Here is a 16486-nt window from a genome sequence, read left to right on the forward strand (position 1 = left end):
TTTCTCCTGTAATTATGTTTTACTGCGCAACCGGTTTTCCGGCGCGAACGAAAATTGGTTTAGTGACTTTCACAGGCATTTCACGGTTACGGATCTCAACAATCGCGTTTTCCCCAATCCCTGCCGGCACGCGGGCCAGTGCAATGCTGTAACCCAACGTCGGTGAGAAGGAACCGCTGGTGATCACCCCCTGCTGCAACTGACCCTGCTGATCGGTAAAACGCACCGGCAACCCGTTACGCAGAACGCCTTTTTCCGTGAGGATCAGCCCAACCAGTTTTTCAGTGCCCTTTTCTCGCTGGCTTTCCAGCGCTTCACGTCCGATAAAGTGGCGGTCGCCAGGTTCCCAGCTAATGGTCCAGCCCATATTGGCCGCCAGCGGCGATACGCTCTCGTCCATTTCCTGACCGTAAAGATTCATACCCGCTTCCAGACGCAAGGTGTCGCGTGCGCCCAGCCCGGCGGGTTTCACGCCCGCACTCAACAAACGCTGCCAGAATCCGACGGCATCGGCGGCAGGCAGCGCAATTTCATAGCCCGCTTCGCCGGTATAACCGGTTGTGGCAATGAACAGTTCACCGGCCTGCACGCCGAAGAACGGCTTCATGCCCTCTACAGCCTGACGCTGTGCGTCACTGAATAAGGTTTGGGCTTTTTGCTGCGCCTGCGGGCCCTGTACAGCAATGAGTGCGAGATCGTCGCGTTCTGTTAACGCGACGCCGTAACCCTGTGCATGCTCGCCGATCCAGGCCAGATCCTTTTCACGCGTCGCGGAGTTGACCACCAGACGAAAAAACGTCTCGTCCATAAAATAAACAATTAAATCGTCAATTACGCCAGCGGAAGCATTCAGCATGCCGGTATACAGGGCTTTGCCCGGCTGAGTCAGTTTGGCGACGTCGTTTGCCAGCAGGAAGCGCAAAAACTCGCGCGTGCGCTCACCTTTTAAATCCACAATGGTCATGTGCGAAACATCGAACATGCCCGCGTCGCTGCGCACGGCATGATGCTCATCCATCTGAGAGCCATAGTGCAACGGCATCATCCAACCGTGGAAATCCACCATCCGCGCGCCATTTGCCTGGTGCTGTTCAAACAAAGGTGTGTGCTGAGTCATAACTATCCTGTGCAGAAACGAGTGAGTTTGAAACCACGCGCCATGTAGCCGACGCAAACGTTCTCTTTGCCTTGACGTTACCACCGAATCAGGCGATTAACCATAAGCAAAGCGAGGTCGAAAGACGTGGCACAGCCTAACCAGGCCCCGGGTTAATCAGGATAAAAAACTATAATTTTGTGATTAACCACGCAATAAATACGCCATAGTGATTTATTAACAGCAAATTTATGCGCACAGTCCAGCAGGATGTTAAAAAAATAGCGGGTCGAAAACAGCCATGGATAAAAAAAAGTAATGCGAAACTTCACGCAAAATTAGAATAAATCAAACGATGCGCAGTCAGAGTGCAGCCCTGCATTTTTACGGTGCAGCGGAGGGTGAGCATAAAAAAAGCCAGCAATTATGCTGGCTTTTTGCGGGTGAGCGGCGTTACCGCAGCCATGCTGGCATATCGTTCAGGCCCATGGCCTGACGCAGCATTACCGGCTTCACGCCCGGCAGGTTATCAGCCAGTTTCAGGCCCAGATCGCGAAACAGCTTTTTGGCTGGATGATTGCCTGCAAACAGTTCACGAAAACCCTGCATTCCGGCAAGCATCATGGCAGCGCTGTGTTTGCGACTGCGCTCGTAGCGGCGCAGATAAAGGTGCTCGCCGATATCTTTGCCCTGCTGGTGCAGGCGGCGGATTTCGCCAATCAGCTCAGCAGCATCCATGAAACCCAGGTTGACGCCCTGTCCTGCCAGCGGATGAATGGTATGTGCCGCATCGCCCACCAGCGCCAGCCGGTGAGCGGCAAAGTTACGTGCATAGCGTGCCGTAAGCGGGAAACACTTGCGCTCGCCTTCCAGCTGGCACAGCCCCAGGCGCATATCGAACGCGACCGACAGTTGTTGATTAAACAGCGCCTCCGGCATGGTTTCGAGACGGCTGGCTTCCTGAGGAGAAAGAGACCAGACGATAGAACAGAGATGGGGATCCTGCATCGGCAGGAAAGCCAGAATGCCATCGCCGTGAAAAACCTGGCGCGCTACGCCGTCGTGTGGCAGCGCCGTGCGAATATTCCCGACCAGCGCATGATGATCGTAATCCCAGAACGTCAGGGGAATATCGGCTTTGTTACGCAACCAGGAGTTGGCCCCGTCCGCCGCCACCATTAGCCGTGCACTCATCATGCTGCCATCCTGCAGCGTAATAAAGGCTTCATTATCGCCAAAGGCCACCTGCTGCAGTTGGGAAGCAGGCAGCAGCGTAACATCACTGCACTGGCTGGCGCGCTGCCATAAGGCGCTGTGGATCACAGGGTTTTCGATGATGTGCCCAAGATGCGTCAGGCCCTGCTGCTCACCGTCAAATGCGATCGTACCGAAGCTGTCGCGATCCCAGACCTCCATTGCCTGATAAGGGCTGGCACGGAGCGACAGAATCGTTGACCAGACGTCCAGCTTCTGCAAAAGACGTTCACTGGCCGCGTTAATTGCGGATACGCGTACGGACGGCGATGCGCCTGCATCAAATTGCGGCCCGGCAGACTGCTCCAGCACGGCAATGCGTAATCCGCTCCCTTGCAGACCGCAGGCTACTGCCAGACCCACCATACCGCCACCGGCGACCACTACATCGTAAGTTTGCATCAGTGCCTCTCAGTTAACGCTTAACCCAGCCGAGCGTACGCTCGGCCAGAAGATTTCTCAGCCATGGCAGGTGATCCATTGCCAGCAGACCAAGGTTGCGCCCGACGACCAGCGGCGCATGGCGGTTGGCAAACATACGCACCAGGCCGTCAGTGATGCCCACGGTAATGGCCCGATCCTGCTGGCGACGTTGGCGGTAATGTTGCAGGACCGCATAGCTGCCGGGATCCTGCTGCTGTCGGTGCGCGGTTGCCAGGGTTTCTGCAAGCGACATCACGTCACGCAGGCCAAGATTGAACCCCTGACCGGCAATAGGATGCAGCGTCTGTGCCGCGTTACCAACCGTAACGACGCGATGGGAAACCACCGAATCGGCCTGCTGCAGCGCTAACGGATAAACGTCACGCTTACCGGTATGGATAAATTTGCCCAGTCGCCAGCCAAACGCGCGCTGAAGCTGGCTGAGAAACGCCTCGTCACTCCAGCTTTCGACCTGCGGGCGCTGATCCAGCGGATGGCACCACACCAGCGAGAGGCGATTATCTGACATTGGCAACAGCGCCAACGGGCCAAACTCGGTAAAGCGTTCAAAAGCCCGGCCCTGATGGGGAAGCTCACTGGTGACGTTGGCAATAAGCGCTAACTGCTGATAAGGCTGGGAGTGCCACTGCATGCCGCAGGCGGCCGCAACGGCTGAACGGGTGCCATCAGCGGCTACCAGCACGTCGCCTTCCAGCTGTTCATCATTATCAAGCGTGACCCGAACGCTTTCCTGGGTTCGGGCCACCTGAGTGACGCGCGCGGGACAGCGCAGTGTGACGCCGGGTGCCTGTTTTAACTGTGTGAACAGGCTTTGCCCTACGTCGAATAATTCAACCACCTGCCCCAGCGCGGGAATCGCATAATCGCTGGCGGCGAGTGACACGAAACCGGCATGGCCGCGATCGGATACGTGAATAGTGGTAATCGGTGTGGCACAGGGGGAAATCCGCTGCCAGAGATTGATATCAGCAAGCTGCTGGCAGGTTCCGGCAGACAGCGCAATCGCCCGGCCGTCATAGCCCGGATGCGCACGGCTGCCAGGCTCGCTGCTTTCAATCAGCGTCACGGGCAGTTTACCCTGTGTCAGGTGCGCGATGGCCAGCGCCAGTGTGGCGCCAGTCATTCCTCCACCGGCGATAAGAATGGTCATAACGCGCGTGCCGCCGCCATCAGCGCTTCAATTGCATCAGGATCTTTCACGACGCTGTCGGTGAGGTTCTCAATACCGGTTTCGGTAATCACAATGTCATCCTCGATGCGGATGCCGATACCGCGGTATTCCACAGGGACGTCAGCATCGGGCGCGATATACAACCCCGGTTCGACGGTGATAACCATGCCCGGCTCCAGGATACGATCGCGGCTTGGTGTGCCGTAGTGCCCCACATCGTGGACATCCAGACCCAACCAGTGGCCCAGACCATGCATAAAGAATTTACGATGGGCATCTTCAGAGATCAGCGTATCGACCTCGCCCTGCATTATCCCCAACTCAACCAGTCCAGTGACCATAATGCGCACGACGTCATCATTAACCTCGCGGATGCTAACGCCAGGGCGGAATCGGGACAGTGCCGTTTCCAGTGATTTGAGTACGATGTTGTACACCGCCCGCTGCGGCTGAGTGAATTTACCGTTAACCGGGAACGTCCGGGTAATGTCACCCGCATAGCCCTGCCATTCACATCCGGCATCGATAAGCACCAGATCACCGTCCTGCATCTCACACTCGTTTTCGGTGTAGTGCAGAATGCAGCCGTTTTCGCCGGAACCCACAATCGTGTTGTAAGACGGGAATCGCGCACCGTGGCGGTTAAATTCATGATGAATTTCCCCTTCCAGATGATATTCGTACAGTCCCGGACGGCAGGCCTGCATTGCGCGCGTATGCGCCAGCGCACTGATCTCACCCGCACGGCGCAGAATGGCAATCTCTTCCGGACTTTTGAACAGGCGCATCTCATGCACCCAGGGACGCCAGTCTGTCAGGCTGGCAGGCGCGCTGAGATTCTGGCGAAAACCCTGCCGCAGTTTATCCAGCGCACCGAACACCAGTTTATCGGCTTCAGCATATTGGCCCTGCGCATGGTAAACCTCATCCAGGCCGTTCAGCAGCAGGTGGAGTTGTTCACCAATATCGTTCCAGGGCAGGGCCCGATCCACGCCGAGCTTAGCGGGCGCCGCATCCTGTCCCAGACGGCGGCCAAACCAGATTTCTGCAGTCAGGTCGCGAACACGATTAAACAGCACACTGTGATTGTGGTTCTCATCACTTTTGATCAGCACCAGTAACGCCTGAGGCTCATTGAACCCCGTGAAGTACCAGAAGTCGCTGTTCTGACGAAACGGATATTCGCTATCATTACTGCGCGTTACTTCAGGCGCGGCAAAAATTAACGCTGCGCTGCCCGGAACCATTTTCGCCAGCAGCGCCTGACGGCGCTGCTGAAAATTTTCCAGTGAAATCATGTCTGCACTCCCTGTTAAACTCAGATAGCTGGCTTAGTGTAGCGTTGGCTTTTGTACTTCTGGCGCAGTCGGTTGCGGACGAGTGAAAGTGTCGTGGCAAAGTAGTGCTGCAACACGAACGTACTCAATCACCTCTTCCAGCGACTGCTCTAATTCTTCCTGATCTTCGTCTTCGTCGTAGCCCAACTGAGCAATCGTGCGCAGATCGTCAATGGCCTCGCCCGTTTCACCGGTGACCTTATCCAGTTTAGGCTGGGTTACGCCCAGACCGAGTAAAAAATGGTTTACCCAGCCCGCCAGTGCATCAGCGCGATCAAACACCGTAATGTCATCATCGGCGGGCAGCATCAGTTGAAAAAGGAAGCCATCGTCCTCTAGCGCAGTCGCAATGCTTTCATGCAAAGACTGCAGTGGCAGGGACAGCGTCTGCGAAAAAGCCATGCCTTCGTTCGCAAGATCGTGGACCAGCGTTTTCCAGCTGTTATCCGCGTTACCGCCACATAAGATGCCGCTGAGTAAGCCGTGCATTTCCGCAGGCGTCATGCCCACGCCATGCTGTGAGAGCGCCGCCGCCAGCGCGTTGTAATCGGGGGTTGCGTTCTGTGAAGACATCATTTTTCATCGTCGTTGGCTGTAAGAGTTCGTGGTATGCTACCACTAGCTGCCTCAAGGTTTCCAGAAAAGGGGTTGTATCTTATTTCTCAGGTCTATATAGTTGCCCGCCTCCCAGGCCATTGAAGGCTAAGGGGAATGGCGAGCCAGGTAATCAGTCAGGAAGGTGGCATGTCTGCACAACCGGTAGATTTACAAATTTTTGGTCGTTCTTTGAGAGTGAATTGTCCGCCTGAACAGCAAGATGCGCTGAACGCGGCAGCAGAAGATCTCAATCAACGGTTGCAAGATTTAAAAGTTCGCACTAGAGTCACAAATACAGAGCAACTGGTGTTCATTGCCGCGTTAAACATTTGCCATGAACTGGCACAAGAGAAAGGTAAGACGCGTGACTATGCTGCTAACATGGAACAACGAATCCGTATGTTACAGCAGACCATTGAACAGGCTTTAGTTGAGCAAGGTCGCATAACCGACCGCCAGGATGCGAAGTTCGAATAACACTTCATGGTCAGTGTGCTACACTGACGGTGAAGTCAATTTTCTCTGAGATGTTTGCAAGTGGGCCAGTCCCCTGAGCCGATATTTCATACCAACAGAATGTGACGCTCCGCAACCTGTGAGCATGCTCGGTCCGTCCGAGAAGCCTGATGGTTGCGACGGCATGTTCACCTTGAACCAAGGGTTCAAGGGTTACAGCCTACGGCGGCATCTCGGAGATCTCCTTTTTGGTCGTACTGCATTACCTCCCACCAGGCATGATATAATGCGTCGCTTAAGCGACTTTGTCTGGGGGACACCATGTCAGCACCCTCTTTAGTACTGCGTCAGGACATCCGTCAGCACGTTCGCCACCTACGTCGCGCTCTGAGCGCTGAGCAGCAACATGCGGCAGCCGAACAACTCGCCCAACATGCGATCAACTTTGCACCACTGGCCGATGCCAACAACGTGGCACTGTTTTTGTCTGTTGATGGCGAAATCAATACACGACCGCTTATCGCCAGGCTGTGGCAGCAAAACAAACGGGTTTACCTGCCGGTTCTGCACCCCTTCGCAGCGGGCCATCTGCTTTTTCTGCGCTATACGCCAGAAACACAGTTAATCCAAAATAAACTGCGCATTCCCGAACCCCCACTGGATATCCGCCATCTGATCACGCTGGATGAACTGGACGTAATGATGGTACCGCTGGTGGCGTTTGATCGCGCCGGACAGCGTTTAGGAATGGGGGGCGGCTTCTACGATCGCACCTTACAGAACTGGAAACAGCATGGGTTTTTACCGGTGGGTATCGCTCATGACTGTCAGCGGGTTGACGCGCTGCCTACAGCGGCGTGGGACATTCCTTTGCCGGCCGTGCTGACGCCATCAAAACTGTGGCTATGGGATGAATAAACCCGGGCATGCTTGTGTGCCCGGGTAGGTGACAGCGTGGGATCAATAAAGCAGGCGGGCGCGAATCGTTCCCGGAATCGCCTTCATCAGCTGCAGAGCTTTCTCTGCCAGTTCGTGCTCAGCATCAATGTCGATGACCACATAACCCATCATCGGAGAGGTTTGCAGGTACTGAGCGGCAATGTTGATGCCTTGTTCAGCGAAAATCTGGTTGATCGCGGTGAGAACGCCCGGACGGTTTTCGTGAATATGCAGCAGACGACTGGCGCTAATGCCGTGCATCGGCAATGACACTTCCGGGAAATTGACGGCGGACAGCGTTGAACCGTTATCCGAATATTTCGCCAGCTTGCCCGCGACTTCAATCCCGATATTCTCCTGCGCTTCTTCCGTCGATCCCCCGATGTGCGGCGTCAGGATAACGTTGTCGAATTCGCTCAGTGGGGAAACAAACGGATCGCTGTTGGTCGCCGGCTCTACAGGGAACACATCAATCGCAGCGCCACCAACCTGCTTGCTGGCCAGCGCTTCGCACAGTGCGGGAATATCTACCACGGTGCCGCGTGAGGCGTTTATCAGCAGGCCGCCAGGCTTCATCTGCGCCAGCTCATTGGCAGAAATCATATTTTGCGTAGAGGCGGTTTCCGGGACATGCAGGCTGACAACGTCACTCATATTTAGCAGCTGCGTCAGGCTACGAACCTGTGATGCGTTGCCCAACGGCAGCTTGTTTTCGATGTCATAGAAGTAAACGTGCATGCCCAGACTTTCTGCCAGCACGCCCAGTTGCATACCGATATGGCCATAGCCAATGATACCCAGCTTTTTACCGCGCGCTTCAAAAGAGCCTTTGGCGATTTTATTCCAGATACCACGGTGCGCTTTGGCATTCGCTTCCGGAACACCGCGCAGCATCAGCAGCATCTCGCCAATAACCAGCTCGGCCACAGAGCGCGTATTTGAGAAAGGTGCGTTAAAAACCGGGATACCGCGTTTCGCTGCGGCATTTAAATCAACCTGATTCGTTCCGATACAGAAACAGCCCACCGCTACCAGTTTTTCTGCAGCGGCAAAAATCTCTTCGGTCAGTTGGGAACGGGAACGGATACCGATAAAATGCGCATCGCGAGCGGAAGCTTTTAACGCCTCGGCATCCAGTGCGCCTTTGTGGAATTCAATATTGGTGTAACCTGCAGCACGAAGATTTTCCAGCGCGCTCTGATGGACACCTTCCACCAGCAGGAACTTAATTTTGTCTTTTTCCAGTGATACCTTTGCCATTTCCCAACCCTATTCAGAATTCAACGAGGACTGAACGCAGTCAGCCGTCTGTCAAAATATCAAAAAAATCGCCTGCGGCAATACAAACGATTGCCTGACCGCCAGCATGGCAGGGCTCAGAGGACGTACTTTGCCAGACAAAATCGTGGGTTGGCCGCATCAAGAAGAACGAACCCGCTGCCGATGACGGTTATGTGACATAAGTCACCAAATTTCAGCCTGGTGAGAAAAGTTTTTTTAAATCAAAAAAAGCGGGCGCCCTGTTGTGCGCCCGGTGCTTTATTTTTTGAGGGTTTTGACACCGTCAGGTCCGCCAATCAATGCGACATCTGCGCCACGCGTGGCGAACAGCCCCACGGTGACAACGCCAGGCAGGGCATTAATCGTTTTTTCCAGCTCGATGGGATCGAGAATACGCAGGTTGTGCACATCAAGAATGATATTACCGTTGTCGGTCACCACATTCTGACGATATTCCGGCAAACCGCCCAGCTTCACCAGTTCACGCGCGACATAGCTTCGCGCCATCGGGATAACTTCAACCGGCAACGGGAAGCGTCCAAGCACGTCCACTTCTTTGGATGCGTCGGCGATACAGATAAACTTTTTGGCGACCGCCGCGACGATTTTCTCGCGAGTTAAGGCAGCACCGCCCCCTTTGATCATCTGCATTTGTGGGTTAATTTCATCGGCACCGTCGACATAAATGGCCAGATCATCAATCTCGTTCAAATCAAACACCTGAATGCCCAGGCTTTTTAGCTTTTGCGTCGACGCTTCGGAACTGGATACGGCCCCCTCAATCTGATGTTTAATGCTGCCGAGCGCATCAATAAAGTGAGCGGCCGTAGAACCCGTACCGACGCCAACGACAGTACCGGGCTGCACATAATCCAGTGCGGCCCAACCAACAGCTTTTTTCAGTTCATCCTGGGTCATGATATGTTTAGAACCTGTGCGATAAGGAAATGCGCGTAGTATAAAGCAAGGCTTGCTGAAAATGCTCGGATGCATTGGGCGGATTTAATGCTTTGGAAGCCAGCCCACAAAAATATCGCTGACATTTCCGTTGGAATATTTGTGGCATAGTAACGTCCATCCTGAAGGAGAGAGAAAAATAATGAAACGCCCGGACTACAGAACGCTTCAGGCGCTGGACGCAGTGATACGTGAACGCGGATTTGAACGTGCTGCACAAAAACTTTGCATTACGCAGTCTGCCGTCTCGCAACGCATTAAACAGTTGGAAAATCTGTTTGGTCAGCCGTTATTAGTTCGTACAGTACCGCCTCGTCCCACTGAACAAGGGCAAAAGCTGCTCGCCCTTCTGCACCAGGTTGAGTTACTGGAGGAAGAGTGGCTGGGCGATGAGAACAGCGGCACCACGCCGCTACTGCTGTCGCTGGCGGTCAACGCCGACAGTCTGGCAACGTGGCTGTTACCGGCATTAAAAGACGTACTGGCCGATTCGCCTGTGCGCCTGAACCTTCAGGTTGAGGATGAAACCCGCACTCAAGAGCGTCTGAGACGAGGCGAAGTGGTTGGCGCAGTCAGTATTCAACCGCAGCCGCTACCCAGCTGTCTGGTGGATCAACTGGGTGCGCTGGATTATTTGTTTGTGGCGTCAAAGGATTTTGCAGAGCGCTTTTTCCCCAATGGTGTAACGCGTTCCGCCCTGCTTAAAGCGCCAGCCGTGGCATTTGATCACCTGGATGATATGCATCAGGCCTTTTTGCAGCAGAATTTTGATTTATCACCGGGTAGCGTTCCCTGCCACATCGTCAACTCGTCTGAAGCGTTTGTGCAGATGGCCCGGCAGGGCTCGACCTGCTGTATGATCCCTCATCTGCAGATTGAACGCGAACTGGCGAGTGGCGAGCTAATCGATCTCACGCCGGGGCTGTATCAACGTCGGATGCTGTACTGGCACCGCTTTGCACCTGAAAGCCGCCTGATGCGTCGGGTAACGGATGCGCTGATTGCGCATGGCCATCGGGTGCTACGTCAGGATACGGCGGAATAATCGCCCTTTGCCGCAGCAAAATTTGGGCGTTGCGTTGAGAAGGTGCACTTGTGAAAGCGGCACGGCGTTAATGGCCGTCAGGGGCATTTTTTAGAAGGCAATACGCAGCGCTGAGCAGAGGGAATCAACCAGGATTTACCCGCAAGGATGCGGGTAAAAGGCGCAGCCGGCACAGGGATGTGCCGTCTGCGCCGGTCCGTCAGGTTGATGAGCGATGTGAAGGAACCGCGTCAGCGGCGCGAGGACCGCCTGGCAAAAATTGCCCCTGATGGCTTAACCACAATACCAATAAAGGCTTACTGTGCCGTATTTGGTTTCATCTCAAAAACCACATCCACCTGGTCATCAAAGTTGATGCTTTGCTGATCGTAGGTTTCCTGTGCAGAAGTATCTGCCACAGCCGCGGCTTTAAACATGCGGTTCATTGGCATTGGCTGATAGTTTGCCACCTGATAACGAATGCTGTAGATCGGGCCCAGTTTGGCATTAAAACCTTCAGCCAGTTCAGCCGCCTGTTGGGTCGCATTTTTGATTGCGGCCTGACGTGCCTGCTGCTTGTAGCTTTCAGGATTAGCGACGCCCAGTTCAACGCTACGCACTTCATTCAGACCTGACTTCAGCGCCCCATCAAGCAGATCGTTAAGTTTGTCCAGCTGACGTACGGTGACCTGAACCTGACGCACCGCACGGTAGCCTTTGAGCTGTGACTTACCGTCTTTGGTGTAATCATATTCTGGCTGCGTCGTCAGATTCGCGGCTTCGATATCCTTTTTCTCAATACCGTTTTTTTGCAGGAAATCAAAATATTGCGCTACGCGGCTATCGACCTGCTTTTTTGCCTCTGCGGCATCTTTCGATGAGACATTCACCACAATTGACAGCGTCGCGATATCCGGGCGGGCATCTACAGTTGCCTTACCTGACGTAACAACATGGGGTCCGTTCGGCAGTTCGTCAGCCTGTACGCTCAAAGGCAATGCCCCTGCACTCATCATCGCGGCAAGCGCCAATGCTTTCAGTTTCATGAAAGTCCTCCTTGAAAAGGTCAGTTCGATGGCTCCCAGTACATGAAGCCCACAAGCGCATCATATTACGCGTTGTTTGGAGTGAAGATTATGGCAAAAGTTCGGCAGACTGGCCTCAATAACCCGTTTTCGTATAGCTTTTACTCAAAATCCCGTGATGACCTGCCGGGCAAGCTGAAACGCAATAAACCATATGACCGCACCGACCAGCAGGTTAATGATGCGTTGAGCGCGCGCCGTTTGCAGTAGAGGCGCAAGCCAGGCCGCCAGCAGCGCCAGACCGAAAAACCACAGCACCGAGGCGCTGATGGTCCCCAGCGCAAACCACTGTCGCGCAACCGTTCCGGGTAACTGCCCGCCCAGACTGCCCAGCACAACAAAGGTATCAAGATAAACATGTGGATTCAGCCAGGTCACCGCCAACATCGTCGCGATAATTCGTTTTCTGCTCTGCGTTGCGTGGCTACCCGACGCCAGTTCAATGTTACGGCTAAATGCCGTACGTAAGGCGCCCCACCCGAACCAGAGCAGAAAGGCAACCCCGGCACAAGTAATCAGCATCAGCAGTAAGGGAGACTGGTTCAGGAGCGCACTGCCGCCAAAAATGCCCGCACAGATCAATGCGATATCGCTTAACGCACAAAGCGCCGCAGTCATCAAATGATACTGGCGCTTTACCCCCTGGTTCAGCACGAAGGCGTTTTGTGGGCCTAACGGCAGGATAAGCGCCGCCCCAAGAGCAAGCCCTTGAAAGTAAATGGTTAACACTGGATGACATTCCTTACATCGGTGAGATGCAGGGATTATAAAGAGCGAGTCAGATTAGCGGAAATTGAAAAAATTAATCTGCTATTAACAAAATTAATGGGCGACCGCTGCCGCCCATTAACGTTACTGCGTTGCGGTCGTCTCGCTTTCAGGTTGTTGAACCTGGTGCAGGTGCACATCCATTTGTGGATAAGGGATGCCAATACCTTTGCTGTCCAGCGCACGTTTAAAGTTTTTCAGTAAGTCCCAGTAAACGTCCTGCAGATCGCTGCTGTTACTCCAGCAACGCACCACGAAGTTAAGCGATGACGCCCCTAATTCATTCAGGCCAATCTGGATGCCACGTTCTTTAAGTACGCGCTGATCGGCCTCAACGACGCCGCGCAACAGGGCAATCACCTCATCCACATCGGCTTCGTAGGCAACGCCGATAATGAATTCATTCCGGCGCACTGGCTCGCGCGAGAAGTTGATGATATTGCCACTGATGATTTTACCATTTGGCACCACAACGATTTTGCCATCGGCAGATTTCAGGGTGGTCGAGAAAATTTGCACATTGAGCACGGTGCCCATTACGCCGCCCAAATCGACAAACTCACCGGTGCGGAAAGGACGGAAGGTGACCAGGAGGACGCCAGCCGCCAGATTGGAGAGCGAGCCTTGCAGGGCTAAACCTACTGCCAGACCGGCGGCACCCAGCACGGCGATAACCGATGCCGTCTGCACGCCGACACGACCCAGCGCAGCAATGACCGTGAAGGCGATAACGCCATAGCGCACCAGGGCGGAAAGGAAATCGGCTACGGTGGCGTCAATATGGCGCGCGAGCAGCAGGCGATTAACCGTGTTAGAAATCACCCTGGCGATGATCATGCCGACAATGATAATGGCAATTGCCGCGACGATATTGACGGCATAACTCAGAATCAGCGCCTGGTTGTGTACCAGCCAGCCACCGGCACTGTTAATGCCATTAACAACATTCAAGTCTTCCATTTGTAAGCCCTGTCGATAGTTCCCCTGTGGGGAAAGACAAAAAACTGCCAGATGTAATCCGACACCCAATGGTTAAGGGTAATCAATTATTTAGCCAGACGCCAAACTGAGTGATACGGGAAGGCGGTTTTGCACACTTACGCATCAGCACGCCGGCCTCCGCGCACGATGTTTGTTCAGGGCACATGGCTGAGTATATTAATCAGCCTGCCAAACGGATCACGGACATAAAAACGACGCACGCCCCACGCTTCTTCTGTAAGCGCATAGTCGACCGGCAGCCTCGCAGCGACAACGCGTTGATACACCTCATCAAGATTATCAACCTCAATGGATAAATCCGGAACAGCTGTGCCGGCGCCGCCTTCCCGCGCAATACTGACCTGCGGCACCATCGTGTTATCCGCGGCCCAGGTCATGATCCATCCGTGATCCATCGCCAGTTTCAGATCGAGAATGTCACCGTAGAAGCGTTCTGCTTCTTCCATATTTCCGGCCCGAATATTCGCCACAATGCGTTTGACGGCCATACGATTGCCCTCACCTGTTAAGCCACACACAGGATACAGCGCGCGCTGCAGTGAGGTTGTGACAGCACGTCAGAATGTGTCGCCCGACAAAAAGAAATGAAACTGAGCGTGAGCAGAAAGGATAAAAAAAAGTCCCGATCGGACGATCGGGACTGAGTCGTTCGTCTGCCGTTCTCTCGAACTCAGACGCCAGCAGCGTGATGCTTACAGAACGTCAACGGCGTTGAGTTCTTTGAACGCCTGCTCCAGACGCACCACCATGGATGCCTGGGCAGAGCGCAGCCATACACGTGGGTCATAGTATTTCTTGTTAGGCTTGTCTGCGCCTTCTGGGTTACCCAGCTGCGCCTGAAGATAGCCTTCGTTCTTTTTGTAGTACTGCAGGATGCCGTCCCAGGTTGCCCATTGGGTATCGGTATCGATATTCATCTTGATCACGCCGTAGCTGATAGACTCTTCGATTTCTGCAGCAGATGAACCTGAACCACCGTGGAATACGAAATCCAGCGCGTTGTGCGGCAGACCGTGTTTTTCACAGACATATTTCTGTGAATCACGCAGAATGGTTGGGGTCAGTTTAACGTTGCCTGGCTTGTAAACGCCGTGCACGTTACCGAAAGAGGCCGCAATGGTGAAGCGCGGGCTGATCGCATTCAGTTTTTCGTACGCGTAGTTTACGTCTTCTGGCTGAGTGTAAAGCGCTGAAGCATCCATATGGCTGTTATCTACGCCATCTTCTTCACCACCGGTGCAGCCCAGCTCGATTTCCAGGGTCATGTCGATTTTCGCCATGCGCGCCAGGTATTTGCTGCTGATTTCGATGTTTTCTTCCAGTGACTCTTCGGACAAGTCGATCATGTGAGAAGAGAACAGCGGCTTACCGGTTTTCTTGAAGTGCTCTTCGCCCGCGTCCAGCAGACCGTCGATCCACGGCAGCAGTTTCTTGGCGCAGTGGTCGGTATGCAGGATAACCGGCACGCCGTACTGCTCAGCCATCAGATGCACGTGGTGTGCGCCAGAGATGGCACCGAAAATCGCTGCGCCCTGTGGCTTGTCTGTTTTAAAACCTTTACCGGCGATGAATGCAGCACCACCGTTGGAGAACTGTACGATAACCGGCGCTTTTACTTTCGCCGCGGCTTCCAGTACAGCGTTAATGGAGTCGGTGCCGACGCAGTTGACCGCAGGCAGAGCGAATTTGTTCTCTTTCGCTACTTTGAAGATCTTCTGAACGTCATCACCAGTGACAACGCCGGGTTTTACGAAATCAAAAATTTTAGACATGATTGTGTCCTGTTTCGTGACCGGTTATCCCCGATACGGGGACAGCGATTTAAACGCCCGGTTTCGGGCGAGTTTTTAGGCGATGCCGTAGGGCACCGCCCCCAAAGGATTACTGCTTCGCACGCTCTTCCAGCATGGCTACGGCAGGCAGTTTTTTGCCTTCCACGAACTCCAGGAAGGCACCGCCGCCGGTAGAGATGTAGGAGATTTTGTCTTCGATACCGAACAGGTCGATAGCCGCCAGCGTATCACCGCCGCCCGCCACTGAGAATGCTTCGCTGTCTGCAATGGCGTTAGCCACAATCTCGGTGCCTTTGCGGAAGTTCGGGAATTCAAACACGCCCACCGGGCCGTTCCACAGAATGGTTTTGGCATTCTTCAGGATGGTCGCCATGGCCTGAGCGGTTTCATCACCGAAGTCCATAATCTCTTCGTTATCTGCGACTTCCGAAACCTTTTTCACGGTTGCCGGGGCAGTTTCAGAGAATTCCGTGCCAACACGTGAATCGGTTGGAACAGGAATGCCGTACTGATCGCGCAGGCCTTTGGCCGCGTCAACGAAGTCTGGCTCATACAGCGATTTGCCCACGTTGTTGTCGATAGCGACAAAGGTGTTGGCGATGCCGCCGCCGACAATCACGGTATCGGCAATCTTCACCAGCGACTGCAGCACGTCAAATTTGGTTGAAACCTTAGAACCACCGACCACAGCCACCAGCGGGCGCTCAGGGTTCTTCATCACTTTACCCAGCGCTTCCAGCTCAGCTGACAGCAGCGGGCCAGCACAGGCGACAGGGGCAAATTTGCCCACGCCATGCGTGGATGCCTGGGCGCGGTGCGCGGTACCAAAGGCATCCATAACAAAGACGTCGCACAGCGCAGCGTATTTCTTAGACAGCGCTTCGTCGTCTTTCTTTTCGCCTTTATTGAAGCGAACGTTTTCCAGTACGACCAGTTCGCCCGCGCCGATATCGACGCCGTCGAGGTAGTCTTTCGCCAGGGTAACCTGAGTACCGTTCAGTTTCTCTTTCAGGTAGTTCACTACTGGCAGCAGTGAGAATTCTTCGTTGTATTCACCTTCGGTCGGACGACCCAGGTGAGAGGTAACCATCACTTTGGCGCCCTGTTTCAACGCCGCTTCGATAGTTGGCAGTGAAGCACGAATACGTGCATCTGACGTCACTTTCCCTTCTTTCACTGGTACGTTGAGATCGGCGCGAATTAAAACGCGTTTGCCAGCAAGATCCAGATCGGTCATCTTAATTACGGACATGGTGAACCCTCTCGTTGATTCTCATAAGTT

The 16486-nt window shown here is 54.1% G+C and carries 16 protein-coding genes and 1 other RNA gene; 4 read left to right on the plus strand and 13 right to left on the minus strand.

Features of this window, described 5'->3' with window-relative positions; all coding sequences use genetic code 11:
* Positions 1 to 19: 19 nt before the first annotated feature.
* From gcvT to EL29_RS14195, 5 genes are all read right to left on the minus strand, one after another.
* Positions 20 to 1117, minus strand: a complete 1098-nt coding sequence (gene gcvT / locus EL29_RS14175; RefSeq protein WP_022623121.1) for a glycine cleavage system aminomethyltransferase GcvT — start codon at positions 1115 to 1117, stop codon at positions 20 to 22.
* 432 nt (positions 1118 to 1549) lie between these two features.
* The gene (gene ubiI, locus EL29_RS14180) at positions 1550 to 2752 is read right to left on the minus strand and encodes an FAD-dependent 2-octaprenylphenol hydroxylase (protein ID WP_014594500.1); all 1203 of its coding nucleotides are present in this window, start codon (positions 2750 to 2752) and stop codon (positions 1550 to 1552) included.
* A 13-nt stretch (positions 2753 to 2765) separates the two neighbouring features.
* The gene (gene ubiH / locus EL29_RS14185; protein WP_022623123.1) at positions 2766 to 3944 is read right to left on the minus strand and encodes a 2-octaprenyl-6-methoxyphenyl hydroxylase; all 1179 of its coding nucleotides are present in this window, start codon (positions 3942 to 3944) and stop codon (positions 2766 to 2768) included.
* Positions 3941 to 5263, minus strand: coding sequence for a Xaa-Pro aminopeptidase (pepP, locus tag EL29_RS14190; protein WP_028715759.1), 1323 nt, complete (start codon positions 5261 to 5263; stop codon positions 3941 to 3943). The genes ubiH and pepP overlap by 4 nt, the downstream gene beginning before the upstream one ends.
* A gap of 33 nt (positions 5264 to 5296) precedes the next feature.
* Entirely contained in the window at positions 5297 to 5875 is a 579-nt protein-coding gene (locus EL29_RS14195; protein ID WP_024471434.1) for a YecA/YgfB family protein, read from the minus strand.
* A gap of 171 nt (positions 5876 to 6046) precedes the next feature.
* Between EL29_RS14195 and zapA the strand changes: the two genes are divergently transcribed.
* The 3 genes from zapA (at position 6047) to EL29_RS14210 (ending at position 7273) form a co-directional block, all read left to right on the plus strand.
* Entirely contained in the window at positions 6047 to 6376 is a 330-nt protein-coding gene (gene zapA / locus EL29_RS14200) for a cell division protein ZapA (RefSeq protein ID WP_015699590.1), read from the plus strand.
* Between the two features lie 39 nt (positions 6377 to 6415).
* Positions 6416 to 6599, plus strand: a non-coding RNA gene (ssrS, locus tag EL29_RS14205) — 6S RNA.
* A 77-nt stretch (positions 6600 to 6676) separates the two neighbouring features.
* Entirely contained in the window at positions 6677 to 7273 is a 597-nt protein-coding gene (locus EL29_RS14210) for a 5-formyltetrahydrofolate cyclo-ligase (RefSeq protein ID WP_013027066.1), read from the plus strand.
* A gap of 42 nt (positions 7274 to 7315) precedes the next feature.
* Here the strand turns inward: EL29_RS14210 and serA are convergent, their stop codons facing one another.
* Positions 7316 to 8554 (minus strand): phosphoglycerate dehydrogenase, encoded by a 1239-nt coding sequence (gene serA / locus EL29_RS14215; RefSeq protein ID WP_013027067.1) that lies wholly within the window; start codon positions 8552 to 8554, stop codon positions 7316 to 7318.
* 279 nt (positions 8555 to 8833) lie between these two features.
* Positions 8834 to 9493, minus strand: a complete 660-nt coding sequence (rpiA, locus tag EL29_RS14220) for a ribose-5-phosphate isomerase RpiA (RefSeq protein WP_014605122.1) — start codon at positions 9491 to 9493, stop codon at positions 8834 to 8836.
* Between the two features lie 181 nt (positions 9494 to 9674).
* Between rpiA and EL29_RS14225 the strand changes: the two genes are divergently transcribed.
* Positions 9675 to 10577 (plus strand): LysR family transcriptional regulator ArgP, encoded by a 903-nt coding sequence (locus EL29_RS14225; protein WP_014594503.1) that lies wholly within the window; start codon positions 9675 to 9677, stop codon positions 10575 to 10577.
* Positions 10578 to 10873: 296 nt separating this feature from the next.
* Here EL29_RS14225 and EL29_RS14230 read toward each other — a convergent pair whose 3' ends face one another.
* From EL29_RS14230 to pgk, 6 genes are all read right to left on the minus strand, one after another.
* Positions 10874 to 11602 (minus strand): oxidative stress defense protein, encoded by a 729-nt coding sequence (locus EL29_RS14230; protein WP_013027070.1) that lies wholly within the window; start codon positions 11600 to 11602, stop codon positions 10874 to 10876.
* 144 nt (positions 11603 to 11746) lie between these two features.
* Positions 11747 to 12370: an arginine exporter ArgO gene (argO, locus tag EL29_RS14235; protein WP_028715760.1), complete on the minus strand. Its 624-nt coding sequence runs from the start codon at positions 12368 to 12370 to the stop codon at positions 11747 to 11749.
* Positions 12371 to 12493: 123 nt separating this feature from the next.
* On the minus strand, positions 12494 to 13369 hold the full coding sequence (locus EL29_RS14240; RefSeq protein WP_014594505.1) for a small-conductance mechanosensitive channel MscS: 876 nt from the start codon (positions 13367 to 13369) through the stop codon (positions 12494 to 12496).
* A gap of 176 nt (positions 13370 to 13545) precedes the next feature.
* On the minus strand, positions 13546 to 13899 hold the full coding sequence (locus EL29_RS14245) for a VOC family protein (protein WP_015699585.1): 354 nt from the start codon (positions 13897 to 13899) through the stop codon (positions 13546 to 13548).
* A 204-nt stretch (positions 13900 to 14103) separates the two neighbouring features.
* Positions 14104 to 15183, minus strand: coding sequence for a class II fructose-bisphosphate aldolase (fbaA, locus tag EL29_RS14250; RefSeq protein WP_013027074.1), 1080 nt, complete (start codon positions 15181 to 15183; stop codon positions 14104 to 14106).
* Positions 15184 to 15292: 109 nt separating this feature from the next.
* A complete protein-coding gene (pgk, locus tag EL29_RS14255; protein ID WP_013027075.1) occupies positions 15293 to 16456 on the minus strand; it encodes a phosphoglycerate kinase in 1164 nt (387 codons plus the stop codon).
* Between the last annotated feature and the right edge of the window lie 30 nt (positions 16457 to 16486).

Source organism: Pantoea ananatis LMG 2665, from assembly GCF_000710035.2.
Lineage (GTDB): Bacteria > Pseudomonadota > Gammaproteobacteria > Enterobacterales > Enterobacteriaceae > Pantoea > Pantoea ananatis.